This is a genomic window from Solwaraspora sp. WMMA2080 (assembly GCF_027497395.1).
In the GTDB taxonomy this organism is placed as follows: domain Bacteria; phylum Actinomycetota; class Actinomycetes; order Mycobacteriales; family Micromonosporaceae; genus Micromonospora_E.
Genome location: NZ_CP114910.1, coordinates 2,208,731 through 2,226,293 on the forward strand (window position 1 = coordinate 2,208,731; position 17,563 = coordinate 2,226,293).

Annotated in this window: 17 protein-coding genes; 10 read left to right on the forward strand and 7 right to left on the reverse strand. The window is 73.0% G+C overall.

The features are described 5' to 3' along the window. Positions 1-8 precede the first annotated feature (8 nt). Positions 9-1,010, forward strand: coding sequence for a pseudouridine-5'-phosphate glycosidase (locus O7543_RS10050; RefSeq protein WP_281554069.1), 1,002 nt, complete (start codon positions 9-11; stop codon positions 1,008-1,010). 26 nt (positions 1,011-1,036) lie between these two features. Continuing rightward, complete coding sequence (locus O7543_RS10055; RefSeq protein WP_281555518.1) at positions 1,037-1,993, forward strand: PfkB family carbohydrate kinase; 957 nt, start codon at positions 1,037-1,039, stop codon at positions 1,991-1,993. On the opposite strand, the gene O7543_RS10060 is transcribed toward O7543_RS10055, so the two are convergent. Continuing rightward, positions 1,961-2,323, reverse strand: a complete 363-nt coding sequence (locus tag O7543_RS10060) for a DUF3099 domain-containing protein (RefSeq protein ID WP_281554068.1) — start codon at positions 2,321-2,323, stop codon at positions 1,961-1,963. The genes O7543_RS10055 and O7543_RS10060 overlap by 33 nt on opposite strands. 120 nt (positions 2,324-2,443) lie before the next feature. Then, positions 2,444-3,019 (reverse strand): HhH-GPD-type base excision DNA repair protein, encoded by a 576-nt coding sequence (locus tag O7543_RS10065; RefSeq protein ID WP_281554067.1) that lies wholly within the window; start codon positions 3,017-3,019, stop codon positions 2,444-2,446. Between the two features lie 111 nt (positions 3,020-3,130). On the opposite strand from O7543_RS10065, the gene O7543_RS10070 reads away from it, so the two are divergent. The 3 genes from O7543_RS10070 to sigB all read left to right on the forward strand — a co-directional run bounded on the left by O7543_RS10070 (position 3,131) and on the right by sigB (position 6,318). Then, positions 3,131-4,615 carry a methyltransferase gene (locus tag O7543_RS10070; RefSeq protein ID WP_281555517.1) on the forward strand — a complete coding sequence of 495 codons (1,485 nt, stop codon included), beginning with the start codon at positions 3,131-3,133 and terminating at the stop codon, positions 4,613-4,615. Between the two features lie 83 nt (positions 4,616-4,698). Beyond that, a complete protein-coding gene (gene dtd / locus O7543_RS10075) occupies positions 4,699-5,145 on the forward strand; it encodes a D-aminoacyl-tRNA deacylase (protein ID WP_281554066.1) in 447 nt (148 codons plus the stop codon). Positions 5,146-5,340: 195 nt separating this feature from the next. Beyond that, a complete protein-coding gene (gene sigB, locus O7543_RS10080; RefSeq protein ID WP_281555516.1) occupies positions 5,341-6,318 on the forward strand; it encodes an RNA polymerase sigma factor SigB in 978 nt (325 codons plus the stop codon). A 105-nt stretch (positions 6,319-6,423) separates the two neighbouring features. Here the strand turns inward: sigB and O7543_RS10085 are convergent, their stop codons facing one another. The 3 genes from O7543_RS10085 to O7543_RS10095 all read right to left on the reverse strand — a co-directional run bounded on the left by O7543_RS10085 (position 6,424) and on the right by O7543_RS10095 (position 11,140). Beyond that, positions 6,424-8,970, reverse strand: a complete 2,547-nt coding sequence (locus O7543_RS10085; RefSeq protein ID WP_281554065.1) for a bifunctional GNAT family N-acetyltransferase/acetate--CoA ligase family protein — start codon at positions 8,968-8,970, stop codon at positions 6,424-6,426. A 2-nt stretch (positions 8,971-8,972) separates the two neighbouring features. Continuing rightward, positions 8,973-10,190, reverse strand: a complete 1,218-nt coding sequence (locus tag O7543_RS10090) for an acetoin utilization protein AcuC (RefSeq protein WP_281555515.1) — start codon at positions 10,188-10,190, stop codon at positions 8,973-8,975. An 89-nt stretch (positions 10,191-10,279) separates the two neighbouring features. After that, positions 10,280-11,140, reverse strand: a complete 861-nt coding sequence (locus tag O7543_RS10095; RefSeq protein ID WP_281567390.1) for a sulfurtransferase — start codon at positions 11,138-11,140, stop codon at positions 10,280-10,282. Between the two features lie 98 nt (positions 11,141-11,238). Here O7543_RS10095 and O7543_RS10100 point away from each other — a divergent pair, with 98 nt between their 5' ends. Continuing rightward, entirely contained in the window at positions 11,239-11,970 is a 732-nt protein-coding gene (locus tag O7543_RS10100) for a metal-dependent transcriptional regulator (protein ID WP_281555514.1), read from the forward strand. 101 nt (positions 11,971-12,071) lie between these two features. Here the strand turns inward: O7543_RS10100 and O7543_RS10105 are convergent, their stop codons facing one another. Further along, a complete protein-coding gene (locus tag O7543_RS10105) occupies positions 12,072-12,683 on the reverse strand; it encodes a hypothetical protein (protein WP_281554063.1) in 612 nt (203 codons plus the stop codon). A gap of 124 nt (positions 12,684-12,807) precedes the next feature. Continuing rightward, complete coding sequence (locus O7543_RS10110) at positions 12,808-13,056, reverse strand: DUF5522 domain-containing protein (protein ID WP_281554062.1); 249 nt, start codon at positions 13,054-13,056, stop codon at positions 12,808-12,810. A gap of 91 nt (positions 13,057-13,147) precedes the next feature. Between O7543_RS10110 and O7543_RS10115 the strand changes: the two genes are divergently transcribed. From O7543_RS10115 to O7543_RS10130, 4 genes are all read left to right on the forward strand, one after another. Beyond that, a complete protein-coding gene (locus O7543_RS10115; protein ID WP_281554061.1) occupies positions 13,148-14,248 on the forward strand; it encodes an SAM-dependent methyltransferase in 1,101 nt (366 codons plus the stop codon). A 285-nt stretch (positions 14,249-14,533) separates the two neighbouring features. Continuing rightward, the gene (locus O7543_RS10120) at positions 14,534-15,202 is read left to right on the forward strand and encodes a class I SAM-dependent methyltransferase (RefSeq protein ID WP_281554060.1); all 669 of its coding nucleotides are present in this window, start codon (positions 14,534-14,536) and stop codon (positions 15,200-15,202) included. Beyond that, the gene (locus O7543_RS10125) at positions 15,187-16,686 is read left to right on the forward strand and encodes an AMP-binding protein (RefSeq protein ID WP_281554059.1); all 1,500 of its coding nucleotides are present in this window, start codon (positions 15,187-15,189) and stop codon (positions 16,684-16,686) included. The genes O7543_RS10120 and O7543_RS10125 overlap by 16 nt, the downstream gene beginning before the upstream one ends. Then, positions 16,683-17,507 (forward strand): alpha/beta hydrolase, encoded by an 825-nt coding sequence (locus O7543_RS10130; protein WP_281554058.1) that lies wholly within the window; start codon positions 16,683-16,685, stop codon positions 17,505-17,507. The genes O7543_RS10125 and O7543_RS10130 overlap by 4 nt, the downstream gene beginning before the upstream one ends. The last annotated feature ends 56 nt before the right edge of the window (positions 17,508-17,563 follow it).

Here is a 17,563-nt window from a genome sequence, read left to right on the forward strand (position 1 = left end):
TGGTGATCATGGCAGAATCCGCAGGCCGCACCGGGCCGTTGCACTACGACATCCAGTACGGCGCCGAGGTGGCCGACGCCCGCCGGGACGGACGGGCCATCGTCGCCCTGGAAAGCACCATCATCGCACACGGCCTGCCGCGACCCGACAATCTGCGGGTCGCCCGCGAGATCGAGGCCGCGGTACGGGCCACCGGCGCGGTGCCGGCGACCATCGGCATGCTCGGCGGGCGGCTGGTGGTCGGGCTGGACGACGCCGAGCTCACCCGGCTGGCCGGCTCCGACACCGTCGCCAAGCTCTCCGCCCGGGACCTGGCGCTGGCCGCGGCGAGCGGCGTGGACGGGGCGACGACGGTCGCCGCCACCAGTGTGGTCGCGGCGGCGGCCGGGATCGGCGTGTTCGCCACCGGCGGGCTCGGCGGGGTGCACCGGGAGGCGGCGCAGACCTTCGACGAGTCGGCTGACCTGGTCACCCTGGCCGGTACGCCGATCACCGTGGTCTGCGCCGGGGTGAAGTCGATCCTGGACGTGGCGGCCACCCTGGAGCGGCTGGAGACCCTCGGTGTGGCGGTCGCCGGCTACCGCAGCCGGCGGTTCCCCGGCTTCTTCGTCACCGACAGCGGCCACGACCTGCACTGGTCGCTCGACTCGCCGGAGCACGTCGCCGAGGTGATCCGGGCCCGGCGTCGGCACGGCTTCGGCGGGGGCGCGCTGGTGGTGGCGCATCCGCTGCCGCCGCAGGAGCAACTGGATCCGGGCCTGCACGACACCACCCTGGCCACCGGGCTGGCCCGGATGGCCGAGGCAGGCGTCACCGGCAAAGAGGTCACCCCGTTCCTACTGGCGCACTTCCACTCGGCCACCGCGGGTGCCAGCCTGGCGGTGAACATCCGGATCATCCTGCGCAACGCCGACCTCGCCGGGCGGATCGCCGTGGCGGCGGCGGAGGCGGAGGCCGCCCACGCGGCGGAGTTCGCCGGTGCCGCAGAGCCGACCGGCACGGCGGGGTGACCGGCCGCAGGCTGACCGGCGACGCGATGGCCCTCAGTCGGCCGCGCCCCGGCCGGGTCCTGGTCGTCGGCGACCTGGTCACCGACGTGGTGGCCGTGCTCACCGCTCCGTTGGCGGCCGGTTCGGACACGGCGGGCGGGATCCGGTTCACCGGCGGCGGCCAGGCCGCCAACACCGCGGCCTGGCTGGCCGCGCACGGCGTACCGGTGACGTTGGTGGCGGCGGCCGGCGACGACGCCCTCGGGGACATCCGGCTGGCCGAGCTGGCCGCGGCCGGGGTCGACCTCGCGGTACGGCGCTGTCCGGACACGGCGACCGGCACGGTGATCGTGCTCGCCCACGGTGAGCAGCGCTCGATGGTCGCCGACCGGGGTGCCAACCTGTCGCTGCGGGCCGGTGACGTCGACGCCGCCGTGTCGCTGTTTCCCGACGCGACACACCTGCACCTGTCCGGCTACCCGCTGCTGCACCCGGGCAGCCGGGAGGCGGGCCGGCACGCGCTGGTCGCCGCCCGGTCGCGCGGCATGTCGACCAGCGTCGACGCGGCGTCGGCGGCTCCGCTGCTGGCCGCCGGACCGGCGAGGTTCCTCGACTGGGTACGCGGGACCGACCTGCTGCTGGCCAACCTCGACGAGGCCACGGCGCTGGGGCTGGCCGACGGGCTGCCGGAACCGGCGCCGGTCCGGCGGCTGGTGGTCAAGCGGGGCTCCGGTGGAGCCGTCTGGCACGAGCCGTCGACGGCGGTATCGGAGGCGGCGGTGGTCGTGTCGGAGGCGGTGGCGACGACCGTGCCGGTGGTCGACCCGACCGGCGCCGGTGACGCCTTCGCCGCAGGGCTACTCGCCGCCTGGCTCACCGGCGATGACCCGGTGACCGCGCTGGCCGCCGGTGGGCGGGCGGGCGCGACCGCGGTGGGGGTGGTCGGTGCCCGGCCGGTTCGCCGCGTCGGGTCAGGGCTCGACGTCGATGACGCGGGCCGGTGACGGCGTGGTCGGCACCGCGCCGACCTGCGCCGGGCCGCCCCGTGGAGTGGGTTGGCGCCGCTGGTTGCGCATCCGGTGCCGGTCCTTCGGCGGCCGGTCGTTGGCGAGCAGCACGGCCAGCCACGGCACCAGGATCATGCCGACCGCGCAGATCGGCAGCCAGAGCCAGAGCAGCGGCGCCTCGCTGGTCACCAGGACCGCGCCGACGATCAGACAGATGCCCCGGATCGACATCATCAGCACGTACCGACGTTGCCGGCCGCGCAGTTGGTCTCCCGGGCTCGGTTCGGCGTCGGTGATCACGGTGGGTTGCCCAGCGGTCCGTCGCACCGTGCCTCCTCCTGTCGCGTACCGCCAATCGTCGCACCTGCCGGCGCAGGTCGCCGAACGCCCAGCCGCAGATGTGACCGACCCACCAGCCGACGGACGTGACCGGCGGTGGCCGGTCGGTCAGCCCTTGGCCGCCTTCGCCGCCGCCTTCATCTGCTGCTTGTGTTCCCGGACCCGGACCAGGGAGTCCTCGTCGACGATGTCGGCCACCGAGACGTGCGCCCCGTCCCGGCCGAACTCGCCGGCCGCTTCCCGCCAGCCCGCCGGCTGTACGCCGAACCGCTTGCCGAGCAGCGCCAGGAAAATCTGCGCCTTCTGCTTGCCGAAGCCGGGCAGCTCGCTGATCCGGGCCAACGCGGTCGCCCCGTCCGGGGCGTCGGTCCAGATCCGGGCCGGGTCGTTGTCGTACCGGTCGACGACGATCCGGCAGACCTGCTGCACCCGTGCGGCCATCGCCTTCGGGAACCGGTGCAGCGCTGGCCGCTGTGCGAAGACCGCGATCAGCTCCTCAGGGTCGTACTCGGCGAGTTCGCGGGCGTCCGGCTGGTGCCCCAGCCGCAGACCCAGGTCGTAAGGCGCGGAGAAGGCGCGCTCCAGCGGCACCTGCTGATCCAGGACCATCGCGACGACCAGCGCCAGCGGGCTGCGCCGCAGCAACTCGTTGGCGTCCGCGTCGATGGGCAGCGAAAGGCTCATCCGCGTATCCTGCCCGATCGGAGCAGATCGTCCGGCGACGACCCGCCCCGCCGGGCAGGATGGGCCAGGATTAGTCAGGCGACCGGGCAGGATGGCAACGTGACCGACGACATGACCGATTATCCCGCGCTGCTCCACGCGGCCGGGATCGACCAGTTGCGAACCGCGCTCACCGCGGCCCGGTTCACCTCCACCGGGATCGCCGAGCGGCTGGGGCCACAGGCCACCTCCGCCGTGGCCCGCAACGACCACCGGGAAGCGCTACGACGCACCGCCGACGGTGATCCGCTCGCCACCCTGATCCGCCTGTTCGTCTGCGCCCAGACCGAGCCGGCCGACACCGTCGCCGCCGCGCTGGCGCCGCTGCCGCTTGCCGACGCGCTCGCCGCCGGACTGGTGGAGCAGTCACCGGACGGACCCGGGCTGCGGCAGGGCGTCGACCTGGAGCCGTACGGTGACGCCTGGTGGGTGATCTCGGACGTGCCGTCGCACCTGCGGGCGGGCCACCCGCTCGCCGCCGATCATGTCCTCGGCATCGGTGGCTCGTCGACCACCCTGGCCGGTGCGGTGCACCGGCGGCCGGTCGGCGCGGCGCTGGATCTCGGCACCGGCTGCGGCGTACAGGCGCTGCACCTGGCCGGCCACGCCGACAGCGTCACCGCGACCGACCTGTCGGCCCGGGCGCTGCGGTTCGCCGCCACCACCGCCGCGCTCAACGGCCAACGGTGGGAGCTGCTGCACGGTGACCTGACCGCGCCGGTCGCCGGTCGCCGGTTCGACCTCGTGGTCAGCAACCCGCCGTTCGTGGTCGGGCCGGGCACCGCCACCCACACGTACCGCGACTCTGGCCGGATCGGCGACGGAGTCTGTGCCGAACTCGCCGCCGCCGCCCCGGATCTGCTCGCCGACGGCGGCACCATGCACTACCTGGCGAACTGGATGCACGTCGCCGGGGAGGACTGGACCGAACGGGTCGCGGGCTGGCTGGCCGGTTCCGGGCTGGACGGCTGGGTGATCCAGCGGGAGGTCGCCGACCCGGTCTCCTACGTCAATCTGTGGCTGGCCGACGCCAGCGAGGGCCCGGACGCACACCGGGCGGCCGCCTGGCTCGACTGGTTCGACGCGCAGAAGGTCGAGGCGGTCGGCTTCGGTCTGGTCACCCTGCGCCGTAGCGGACACGCAGACCCGGTGGTCCGGGTCGAGGAGCTGCGCCAGCAGGTGGCACCGCCGCTGGGCGACCGGGTCGACGAGTGGTTCGCCCGGCAGGACTGGCTGCGCGCCCGCGACGCCGCCGGTCTGCTCGACGCCCGCTACCGGGCCGCCGACGGGCTGCGACTGCAGCAGGAGGCCGGCATCGGGGACGACGGCTGGGCGGTCGACCGGCAGACCGTCACGTTGACCGGTGGGCTGCGCTGGACCGAGGAGATCGATCCGCTGGTGCTGGCGGTGGTCGGCGGGTGCACCGGTCGGTTGCCGATGCGCGAGCAGTTGTCGCTGCTGGCGCTCGCGCACGACGTGCCCGAGCACGAGCTTGCCGAGGCCGCCGTGCCGGTCCTGGCCCGGCTGGTCGAACGCGGCATCCTGTTGCCGGAGTGACCGGCGGCGGTGTAATCGGCCGGCCGACGCGACCAGCCGGCCGACGCGACCAGCCGGGTGGCCGGTGTGGCAGGCTGGCCGGTGTGCGGGCGGTGGTGCAGACGGTCGGTCGGGCCTCGGTGACGGTCGACGGCGAAGTGGTCTCGGCGATCGGCCCCGGTCTGCTGGTGCTGCTCGGGGTGACCCACACCGACACGGTCACGACCGCCGCCGAGCTGGCCCGCAAGATCTACGAGCTGCGGATCTTCCCGCCTGATCCGCACGGTGAGGGCTCCGCCGAGCGTTCCGCCGCGCAGCTGGCCGCGCCGGTCCTGGTGGTCAGCCAGTTCACCTTGTATGGCGACGCGCGCCGGGGGCGACGGCCGAGCTGGTCCGCCGCCGCCCCGGCGGAGCTGGCCGAGCCACTGGTGACGGCGGTGGTCGAGGCACTGGCCGCGCGGGGCGCGACAGTACGCACCGGACGGTTCCGGGCGCACATGCAGGTGGAGAGCGTCAACATCGGACCGCAGACCATCCTTCTGGAACTGTGACGTCACTGTCAGCAACCGCCAGCCGGTGTACGGCAACGGTCAGGTCCCGAATTCATGCCACCTGGTCCCCGGCTAACCGTGACTTCACGCCCTACCCGGCAAGCTGGTTGTCACCAGCGGCAGTCCGCTGCTGGCTCACCACTTGTCGACGCGGGGAGGCGACTGAGAGTGGTCACACGTACCATCGAAGACGACATCGACACCACCGTCCAGGTCACCACCGACGGTCAGCACGACCTTGACGCCACCGACGACCGCGGCGCTTCGGCCGATCTGGTCCGCGCATACTTGAACGGGATCGGACGCACCAAGCTGCTCACCGCCGTGCAGGAGGTGCTGCTGGCCAAGCGGATCGAGGCCGGGCTGTTCGCCGAGGAGAAGCTCGCCGGGCCCGGCCGGCTGTCCGCGCAGCTGCGCGCCGACCTGGGCGTCGTCGCCGCCGAGGGCCGCGCCGCCAAGGACCACCTGCTGGAGGCGAACCTGCGGCTGGTGGTCAGCATCGCGAAGCGGTACACCGGTCGGGGGATGGCCTTCCTCGACCTGATCCAGGAGGGCAACCTCGGCCTGATCCGCGCCGTCGAGAAGTTCGACTACGCCAAGGGCTACAAGTTCTCCACCTACGCGACCTGGTGGATCCGCCAGGCCATCACCCGTGCCATGGCCGACCAGGCCCGCACCATCCGGATCCCGGTACACATGGTCGAGCAGGTCAACCGGATGGTACGGGCCCGTCGTGACCTGTCGGCGACGCTGGGGCGGGAGCCGACGATCGGCGAGATCGCCGCCGCCATGTCGGTGCCCGAGTTCCAGGTGATCGAGCTCATCTCCTACGACCGGGAGCCGGTCAGCCTGGACCAGACCGTCGGCGAGGACGGCGAGAGCGCCCTCGGCGATTTCGTCGCCGCCGTCGACCCGCGCGAGCAGGGCGGGGAGTCCGCGTCCGAGGGCAAGCTGCGCAACGAGGTGGAGATTGTCCTGTCCACCCTGTCCCAGCGGGAGCAGGCGGTGATCCGGCTGCGGTTCGGGCTGGACGACGGCCGGCAGCGCACCCTCGACGAGGTGGGCCGGGAGTTCGGCCTGTCCCGGGAGCGGATCCGGCAGATCGAGAAGGTCACGCTGCTCAAGCTGCGGCACCCGTCGCGGGCGCAGCGGCTGGAGACGTACGCCGGCTGACCAGGGGGACAGCCGGTCCATCGGGGGCGGCGGCCGGTCGGAGCTCCTGCTCCGACCGGCCGCGCGACGTCAGGGCGGTCGGCGGCCGGGCGCGGGCCGGTACGGTCAGAGCCGGCGCGGGCCGGTGTCCGGACGGGCGTCCGGCGACCCGATCACGACGCTGGCGTGCAGCACCGTCAGCCCGCCCGGTCGGGCCAGGACCGGGTTGAGCCGTAACCGGTGGACCTGCGGCTGCTCGTCGGCGAGCCGCCCCACCCGCAGCAGCAGATCGACCAGGGCGGCCCGGTCCACCGGGCCGGCTCCCCGGTAGCCGGACAGCAGCGGCGCCGCCCGGGGTTCGTCGACCAGCCCGGCCGCGTCCCGGTCGGTCAGCGGCGCGGCCCGCCAGGCCCGGTCACCCAGCAGATCGGTCGCCACGCCGCCAAGCCCGAAACCGACCACCGGGCCGAAGGTCGGGTCGGTGGTCGACTCGACCACGCAGGCGACGCCGGGCGGCACCATCCGTTGGATCAGCACCTGCGCGCCGAACTGGGTCGTGACGTCGCGGTACGCCCGTTGCACCGCGTCCACGGTGGCCAGGTCCAGCCGTACCGCGCCGAGGTCCAACCGGTGTCGCAGCCCGTCCGCCGCGGCCTTGAGCACGACCGGCAGGCCGAGCCGCCGCGCGGCGGCCACCGCCTGGTCGACCGAGGCGGCCGGGATCGAGTCGACCACCTCGATGCCGTACCCGGCGAGCAGCCCGACCGGGTCGACCGGGTCGACGGTCAGCGCGGCACCGGCCGCAGCCGGATCGATCCCGGCCGGGTCCGGCACCGTACCGGGTGGCTCGCGCAGCCAGTCGGCGTAGTCGGCGACCCGGGCCAGCGCCCGGACCGACTCCTCCACCGACGGGTAGGTGGGCACCCCGGCCGGCGGCTGGCCGACCAGCAGCGTCGCGACCGTCGGCTTGTCACCGGCGAGTGCGACGCTGGCCAACGCCGAGGTGAAGTCGGCGTCCTCGTCCGCCAACTGGTTGGGCAGCGGCGGCGCGAACACCACCACCAGGGCGTCCACGGCGGCATCGACGGCGGCGTCGGCGAGCGCGTCGGCGAACTCGTGCGCGCCGGCTTCGGGCGCGACGGTACGCGGGTAGTCGGCCGCCACGGTGAGCCGCTGCGCCCGGCAGGCCGCCGCGGCCAGCGTGGTCAACGCCGACGAGTTGCCGACCACGGCCACCCGCCGGCCCACCGGCAGCGGCTGGTTGGCCAGCAGGGTGCCGACGTCGAACATCTCCGCGACCGTGTCGACCCGGATCACCCCGGACCGGGCGAACAGCCGGGTCACCGCTGCGGCGTCCGGGCCCTGCTCGACGGGTGCCGTCGAGCCGGCGCCGGAGGCCAACGCCACCACCGGTTTGGTGCGCCCGATCCGGCGGGTCAGCCGGGCGAACTTGCGGGGATTGCCGAACGTCTCCAGGTACAGCAGGATCACGTCGGTGCCGGGGTCGTCCTGCCAGTACTGCAGCAGGTCGTTGCCGGAGACGTCGGCCCGGTTGCCGGCCGACACGAACGTCGACAACCCGAGCCCACGCCGGTCCGCCTCGGCGAGCAGCGCCACGCCGAGCGCACCGGACTGGCTGAAGAAGCCGACCCGGCCAGCCGGCGGAAGCTGCGGCGCCAGCGTCGCGTTGAGCCGGATCCGCTGGTCGGTGTTGGCCACACCGAGACAGTTCGGGCCGACCACCCGCAGCCCGGCCACGTGTGCGGTACGGATCAGTTCCCGCTGGGCGGCGGCGCCGGCCGGGCCGGACTCGGCGAACCCGGCCGAGATGACCACGACGCCGTGGGCACCGGCCGCGGCGGCGTCGGCGACCACGGCCGGCACCGCGTCCGGCGCCACCGCGACGACCGCCAGGTCGACCGGGTGGCCGGCGTCGGCCGCCCGACGGTACGCGGGCAGCCCGCCGATGCGGTCGACCGCCGGATGCACCGGGACCACGTCCCCGGTGAACCCGCCGTCGCGCAGGTGACCGAGGACCGCCGCGCCGACCCCCTGGCCGGTGGCGCTGGCACCGTAGACGGCGACCCCCCGGGGGGTCAGCAGCCGGGCGATCGACCGGGCCTCGGCGCTGTGTTCGCGGCTCCACTGCACCTGCAGGGACGCCTCCGTCGGGGCGATCGGGAAGCTCAGGTGGACCACACCGTCGGCGTACCGGCGGCGGACCTGGAAACCGGCGTCGGCGAAGACCCGCAGCATCGGCGCGTTGACCGGCAGCACCTCGGCGACGAAGGAGGTGACGCCTTCGGATCGGGCTGCGGCGGCAAGGTGCTCCAGCAGCACCGAGCCGACGCCCCGGCCCTGATGGGCGTCCTCGACGACGAACGCGACCTCGGCTTCGGGCGAGCCCGGACCCATCCGGTCGTAGCGGCCGACCGCGAAGATCCGGTCACCGGAGACCACCACGAACGCCTCCCGGTCGTGGTGGTCGACGTTGACGAAGCGCGCCAGGTCGCGGTCGGGGATCCGCGGGTACGGGGAGAAGTACCGCAGGTAGCGGGTGCGGTCGGAGAACCGGGCGTGCATCGCGACGATCGCGTCGCCGTCGTCCGGGCGGATCTGCCGCAGGTGGACGGTGGTGCCGTCGCGCAGCAGCACGTCAGCCGATCGGTCCATGGTCAGTCCCGGGGGTCGTGCGGATCGAGTCCGTGCAGTGGGAAGACCGCCCGGCGGGTCGCCATGATCGCCCGGTCGATCGAGTCCGGGTCACCGGCCGGCTGCCACGGCTGGAAGTCCAGGTCGGCCTCGTCGGTCATCCGCAGCGGGACCTGCCGGCCGGGACAGCGGGCGGCGGCCAGCTTTCGCCACCGGGGTGGAGTCAGCGTGGCCGGGTCGATCGGCGCGCCGGTGGCGATCGCCAGCAGATGGGTCCAGGCCCGGGGCACCACCTCGACCAGGGCGTACCCGCCACCACCGGTGGCGACCCAGCGGCCGCCGCAGTGCTCGTCGGCGAGGGCCCGCAGCGCCAGGTACGCGGCCCGCTGGCCGTCGACGCTGAGCCCCAGGTCGGCCAGCGGGTCGAGCCGGTGCGCGTCCGCCCCGCACTGGGTGACGAGCAGCTGCGGCTGGAAGGCCCGCAGCAGCGACGGCACCACGGCGTGGAACGCGCGCAGCCAGCCCCGGTCGGCGGTGCCGGACGGCAACGCGACGTTCACCGCGCTGCCCTGCGCGCCGGGGCCACCCACCTCGTCGGGGAAACCGGTGCCGGGGAACAGCGACAGCGGCGTCTCGTGCAGGCTGACGGTGAGCACCCGCGGGTCGTCGTAGAACATCTCCTGCACCCCGTCGCCGTGGTGCACGTCGATGTCGACGTACGCGATCCGTTCGGCACCGAGGTCGAGCAGCCGGGCGATGGCCACCGCCGGGTCGTTGTACACGCAGAACCCGGCGGCCCGGCCGGGCATCGCGTGGTGCAGCCCTCCGGAGACGTTGACCGCCCGCCGTACGTCGCCGCGCCAGACCGCCTCGGCAGCGGCCATCGTGGCGCCGGCCACCAACGCGCTGGCGTCGTGCATCCCGGCGAACGTCGGATTGTCCGGGGTGCCGAGGCCGTACCCAGAGAAAAACGGGTCGTCGTGGGCGACCCGGACGGCGTCGAGGTAGTCGGCCCGGTGCACCCGGGTGAGCGCCACGTCGTCGGCCGGCTCCGGGGCGAGCAGCCGCACCCCGGGGCGGTCCAGCAGGCCGTACTCGCGGGCCAACGCGATGGTCAGCTCGACCCGTACCGGGTCCAGCGGGTGGTCACCGAGGTCGTACGCCAGCAGGCGCTCGTCCCAGACCACCAGCGTCGCGTCGGTACCGCCCACCGCCGGTTGCTGACTCGTCCCGTCCGGCATCTGACTCGTCCCGTCCGACATCTGGCCATCGTCGCACGCACCCGGCCGCCCTGGGCCTGATGGACAGCCCGGCCGGTAGCGGCCGCGGGTCAGCCGGGCTCTGGCCCGGTGGCGACCGGTCGGGCCGGGTCGGTGATCCACTCGCTCCACGATCCCGGGTACAGCGCCGCGTCGGTGCGGCCGACGCGGTGCAGGGCGAGCACCGTGTGCGCGGCGGTCACCCCCGACCCGCAGTACGCCGCGACCGGGGCCTGCGGCCGCAGCCCGGCACCGGTGAAACGGTCCCGCAGCGTGCCGGCGTCGTGCAGCAGCCCGGCGTCGTCGAGGTGCAGCGTGGTCGGCAGATTCACGGCGCCGGGGATGTGCCCGGCCACCGGGTCGACCGGCTCGTGCTCGCCCCGGTACCGGGCGTCGGCGCGGACATCGATCAGCAGCCCGCCCTGCCGGGGCAGCCGGCCGGCGGCGTCCGCGTCGAGCACCGGCAGACCTCCCGGGCGTACCGTGACGTCGCCGGGCGGCGGTACCGGCACGTCGGCGGTGACCGGCTGGCCGGCCGCCGCCAGCCAGGCGGGGTAGCCGCCGTCGAGCGCCCAGGTCGGCCGGTGCCCGGCCCAGCGCAGCGTCCACCAGGCGCGGGCGGCGGCGAGACCGTCGCCACCGTCGTAGACGACGACCGGGTGCCCGGTGCGTACCCCGGCCCGGCGCAGCGCCCGCTGCAGCGTCTCCGGGTCGGGCAGCGGGTGCCGGCCACCGGTGCCCGGTGGGCCGCACAGCTCGGCGTCCAGGTCGACGAAGACCGCGCCGGGCAGGTGGGCGGCGACGTAGTCGTCACGGCCCGGCGGGCCGACGAGCCGCCAGCGCACGTCCAGCAGGGTCGGCGGGCGCCCACCGGCCAGCGCGGCGGCGAGCCCGGTGACGGCGACGGTAGGGTCTGCGGTATCGAACACCATCCCAGTCAACACCATGCGGGGCTGCACCTGTCCCCTGCCGATCGTCCGTTCCGGCTGGTTATCGGCGCTGCAAGGTAGGATTGAACGCTGGAGGGCAGCTGACCGTGAATGATCTTGTCGATACCACAGAGATGTATCTGCGCACCATACTTGAGCTCGAGGAAGAGTCGGTGCCGCCGCTGCGTGCCAGGATCGCCGAGCGGCTGCACCAGAGCGGCCCCACCGTCAGCCAGACGGTCGCCCGGATGGAGCGCGACGGGCTGCTCACCATCGAGGACGACCGTAACCTGCGACTCACCGAGCTGGGCCGGGCCCAGGCGGTCTCGGTGATGCGCAAGCACCGGCTCGCCGAGCTGCTACTGGTCAACGTCATCGGCATGCCCTACGAGGAGGCCCACGAGGAGGCCTGCCGTTGGGAGCACGTGATGAGCGACGCGGTCGAGAAGAAGGTCTACGACCTGCTCAACCGGCCGACCCGGTCGCCGTACGGCAACCCGATCCCCGGCCTGGACGCGCTGGGTGACGGCCCGACGGAGCTGGCGAATCCGGACATCAGCCCGGACACCGAGCGAAACCTGGCGTTCCCCGGCCTGACCGGCACGGTCGTGGTCCGGCGGATCTGCGAGAGCGTGCAGACCAACGCCGACGTGCTGCGCCAGTTGCACGCCGCCGGGGTGGATCCGGGGGCGACGGTCACCGTGGCGCAGGAACGCGACGGGGTGACCATCGACCGGTCCGGCGACAAGATCCACCTGCCGCGCGAGGTCGCGTCCCGGGTGTTCGTCGCGGCCGCCGACCACGGACGGACACTGGCCGGCGCGGCCGCCTGAGCACCAACCCGCGGCCTGAGCACCAACCCGCGGCCGCCTGAGCACCAACCGGCCGGCGGTGCGCCACGCACCCCCGGCCGGTCACTTCGTCCTGCGGCCGGTCACTTCTTGCGGTTGTCGTGCACCACCCGGGCCAGCTCGACCATCTTGGGCGCCAGCTCCACGGCGGACAGTTCGTCGTCACCGGGAGCGAACGTCCAGCGCAGGCTGATCAGCTTCGGGTCCCCGGTGATCCAGTTGACCTCCAGTGCCGCCCCGTACCCGGTGTCCGGGTCCGGCTTGACCGGGATCCAGTAGGCGGCCTTGCCGAGATCCTTGATCTCCTTGGCACCGACCGGGGCGACGTCGTCGGCGAAGACCGACGCGCTCGCCTTGGTGTCCGAGATGGAGACCATCAGGTCGGGCAGCGGCTCCTCGGCCGGCCGCAGCACACACGACTGCGTCTTGTCGTGCTTGTTGGCCGCCGCCACCTCGAACCGGAACCCGACGGTCTGCTCGACCGCGTCGAAGTCGAGCACCGTGCATGCCCCGCCGGACTCGGCGGCCGGCGGACGGGGCACCTCCGGGTACGGCTCGACCGGGCTCGGCGACGGACTGGCCTGGGCCGGGTCGTCCGGGGCGGGGTTCTCGGTGGCCACCGCTCGGCCGGAGCACCCGGCGGCGAGCAGCAGCAGGATCAGCCCGGCGCCGGACAGACGCAGCCGAACGCCCACAGTGACCTCCCACGGTCAGGCCGGTCGAAAAAGGCGGATTGTTCGTCGCACACCGTACGGCTTCCGCCGCCGCCGCGAAAGCCCGCCACCCGCGCCGGCCGCGCCGCGTAGGAGATCCTCGGCATCACCGCAGATACGGGCAGTGCCGGCAACCCTGGTCACAGCAGGTGCCCCGACGGGCCAGGAACGCCGCGGTCAGCACGAACAGCCCAGTGTCCGGGTCAAGGTAGCCGGCCTGGTCGGCGTCGAGCGCCGCCGCGTGTGCGGCCAGCACCGCCGCCCGGTGCGGGTGGTCGGCTGGCAGCCGCGCCGGATGCGGTTCGGTGAGGGGGCGGTCCGCCAGCGGCAGACGCCTCCCCCGCTGCCGTGCCATGCCGGTGACCTTACGCAGGCCGCCGGTGTGGTAACACTCGTGGGTCCCACCGCGCCGTGACGGCGCGGCCACCGACCCGAACGGACCACCGATGACCTCGTACGCCCTGCTGATCCACCCGTCGGCGAACCGGGTGTACGCCGAGTCGGCGGTCGGGCTGGCCGCCGCCGAGCTGGGTGTCTTCGCCGACCGGGCACTCGGCGGCCGGGTGGACGACGTCGCGGTCACCACGATCGGCGGGCTGCCGTACGTCACCTTCACCGGCGTCGACCTGACCGACCGGGACCTGTCGGTACTGGCGAACCTGTCCGCCAGGTACGCGTTCTTCGCCCGCGACGGCGACCTGCTGCGGCCACTGGAGGTGACCGGCCGGGACCGTTTCGACAGCGATCTGATCACCATCCCGAAGTACGCCGGCAAGACCAACGAGCAGTTCACCAAGCTGCTGCTGAACGTGACCGTGCTGGCCACCGCTGACCGGGTCGGCACGGCTGGGACCATCGGCACCGGCGGGACCGCCGTTGCCGCCGGGGCGGCGGCCGGGCCGCTCGGCCCGGACTCGCCGCCGCTGCGGGTCCTCGATCCGATGTGCGGCCGGGGCACCACGCTCAACCAGGCGATGATGTACGGCTGGCACGCCGCCGGGGTGGAGATCGACGGCAAGGACTTCGAGGTGTACGCCAACTTCATCCGTACCTGGTTGAAGCACAAGCGGCTCAAGCACTCGGCCGAGATCGCACTGGTGCGGCGCAACCGGGCCGTGCTGGGCCGGCGGCTGGCGGTCACCCTGGCGGCCAGCAAGGACGACCACCGGGCCGGGCGGACCGTCGACCTGACGATGGTGCACGCCGACACCCGCCGCAGCCGGGAGGTGTTCCGGGCCGGCAGCTTCGACGCCATCGTCACCGACGCGCCGTACGGGGTGCAGCACGGCACCCGCGGTCAGGCGGACCGGTTGACCCGCGATCCGCTGGGTCTGCTGGCTGAGGCGCTGCCGGGTTGGGTGGCGCTGCTGCGCCCCGGTGGGGCGCTCGGCATCTCCTGGAACACCCTGGTCGCCGCCCGCGACGACCTGGCCGCGCTGCTGGTCAAGGCGGGCCTGGAAGTGGCCGACGGTCCGGGGTACGGCAGCTTCGCCCACCGGGTCGACCAGGCGATCGTCCGGGACCTGATCGTGGCCCAAAGAGCCTGACAAACGCCAATTCCTGACACGATCGACAGTTTGTCAATAACGGACAGAATGATCGACCATGTGACCAGCATCACACCTCGATATCGACAGCTCTCTTCATTGCCCTGCCACTCCTTGATACCTTCTGAATAGCAGATGACGGCACGCAGATGCGGACACCTCACGCAGATGCGGACACCACCGGAATCAGCATCTGACAATGTGCCGGCTCAGCAAACCACAGTTTGCCCAGCATCCGACGCCAGCGCCACAAAAGCGCCGCCTGGTGAACCACGGGGGATCATCGTGTCTTTCGAGCTGTGGAATCCAGCCACCTACGATGCGCTGCGGCGCCAACTCATCCCGTCGTTCGACCTGTTGTACGGCAGCGCATCCAGTGCCGTGCAGATGTCGGTGCCGAGCCGGCCACAGATCCTGGACCTGGGCGCGGGAACCGGGCTACTCAGCGCCGCCCTACTCGCCCGCATCCCGGATGCGACCATCACTCTCATCGACCATTCGGAACGGATGCTCGCGCAGGCCAGACAACGGTTTGACGGCGACGGCCGAGCCAGTTTCGCGGTTCAGGGACTGATGGATCCGTTGCCGACAGGACCGTACGACGCAGTCGTTTCCGGCCTGGCGATCCACCACCTCGAGCACCACGATAAACAAGCGCTGTTCGGTCGCCTTCCCGCCATTCTGCGGTCGGGTGGGATCTTCGTCAACGTCGAGCAGGTCCTCGCGCCCGCGCCGCGACTGGAGGAAATGTACGACCGGCAACACGAAAGCCACGTACACGCCGCCGGAACACCCGCCGACGAATGGGCGGCAGGCCGCGAACGGATGAAGCACGACATCTGCATCGATGTCGAAACCCAACTCGGCTGGCTGCGCGACGCCGGCTTCGACACCGTGGACTGCCTGGCCAAGGACTGGCGGTTCGCCACCTACGCCGGATGGCTGGCGCCGTGACCGCTGCCGGGCTCTACCAGGCCGTCCGTGACATGGCCGGCCGTCGACCCGACGCCGTGGCGGTGTGCACCACCGACGACGCGGCCGTGACATACCGCGAGCTCGTCGAGATGACCGACCGGGTCGCCGCCGGACTCGCCACCCGCGGCGTGGCGGCCGGCGACACCGTCGCCGTGGTGCTGCGCAACGGCATCGGCTACGTCTGCCTGATCCTGGCGGTGGCTCGGCTCGGTGCCCGCTACGTACCGCTGATGGCGAACTTCGACGACGCCGGGGTACGGACGGCTCTCGACCGGGCCCGTCCCGCACTGCTGGTCACCGACGGACACCGCCGGATCCCTGCCGACGGACCGGCCACGGTCGACCTCGACACACTGACCGCCGCGACACCCTGGCCGGAGCCCACCGCGGGCAACACCGCAGACTCCACCGCCGCAGCGGCTACCGTCTTCCGACTACTGTGGACCTCTGGCTCGACCGGCTTCCCGAAGATGATGGCCTGGCGGCAGGACCGCTTCGTCACCGAACGACGCCGCTGGCTGGCCGACACCGGGATCCGCCCCGACGACGTCTTCTTCTGCCGCCACACCCTCGACGTGGCACACGCCACCGACCTGCACGTGTTCGCGGCGCTGCTGTCCGGCGCACAACTGGTGCTCGCCGACCCGCACGCACCGGACGGCACGCTGCTGGCCCAACTGGCCGCCCACCAGGCGACCGTGACCAGCGCCCTGCCGCAGCACTACGCCGATCTGGTCGCCGCCGCCCGGCACCAGGGCCGGTTCCCGCTGTCGGCGCTGCGCCGCCCGCTGTGCGGTGGTGCCTATCTCAGCCCGACGATCGTCCGGGACGCCGCCGACGTACTCGGCATACACATCCGGCAAATCTACGGCTCGACCGAGTTCGGCCTGGCGCTGGGCAACATGGACGACGTACCGCAGACCGACACCGCCATGGTCCCGGTCCGTGGCGTCGGCACCCGGCTGGAAACCTTCGTGCCCGGTCACCCCGACGTCGGGGAGCTGGTGCTCTATTCGGACTGCACCAGCGAAGGGTACGTCGACGCGCCACAGGCAAACGCCCGTACCTTCCGCACGCCCGAGTTCTGGACCGGGGACGTGGCCGAACGCACCCCGCAGGGCGGCTACCGAATCCTGGGCCGGGTGTCCGAGACGCTGGCCACCCGGGACGGGCCGATGCTGGCACCGGTGCTCGACGAGCAACTCGCCACGGCCGAGGCGGTGGCGCAGGCCGTCAGTCTGGCCGTGCACCCCGGCGACTACCGCGACGCGGTCGCCGTGGCGGTCGTCGCCGCCGACGGGCACTCCGGCGACGAGGCCGTCAAGGCCGTCGAGGAACTGCTCTCCGGGCACGGGCTGACCGGTTCGGCGCACGCCGTCGCCGCGATGCCCCGTACCCCGGTCGGCAAAATCGACAAACCGTTGCTCCGCACGCGACTCGGACTGGTCGGAGGCAGCCGATGACCCGGCACCTGGACCGCGGTCACGGACCGGCGCTGGTCACGGGCGGTCACGGACCGGCCCTGGTCATGGTGCCCGGGCTGGCCGCCACCGCCGAGTTCTTCTCCGCCGCGGTGGCCCGGCTCGCCACCCGGCACCGGGTGGTGGTCGTCGAACTACCCGGACACGGCGACAACGCCACAGCCGACCGACCGGCCAGCCTCACCCGCGCCGCCGAGGACCTGCACACCACCATCGAAGAGCTCGACCTGGCCGGCGTCACCCTGCTGGGCTGGTCGCTCGGCGCGACCGTGGCCTACGGCTACCTGGAGCGGTTCGGGGCCGCGCGGATCCGGGCCCTGGTGTCGGTCGAACAGACGCCACGGCTGCTGTGCGACGACGACTGGCCGTACGGGGCCTTCGGCAGCCTCGACGCCGCCGGAGCCGACGCCGTCCTGGCCAGCGTGACCGACGACTACCCCGCCTTCGCCGCCGGACTGGTCCGCGGCTCGTTCGCCGCCGGCACCGACCCCGACCCGACGACGCTGGCCGACCTCATCGACCAGACCCGCCGGTGCGACCCGGACGCCGTACGGGCGCTACTCGCCGAGGCGCTCACCGTGGACTGGCGTGACCGGCTGCGCCGGATCAGCGTACCGACGCTGCTCGTCCACGGAGCGCACAGCCAGGTCTACCCCGGCGAGGTCGGCGGGTGGCTGCGCTCGGCGATACCGGCGTCCCGGCTGGAGGTGTTCCCCGGCAGCGGCCACCTGCCGTTCATCGAGGAACCTGACCGGTTCGTGGACCTCGTGTCGGCCTTCGTCGACCACCCGGTGGCTACCTGAATCATCCGCCGGGCACCGTCGTCCGCCCGGACCCGCCGACGCGAACCCGCACCACA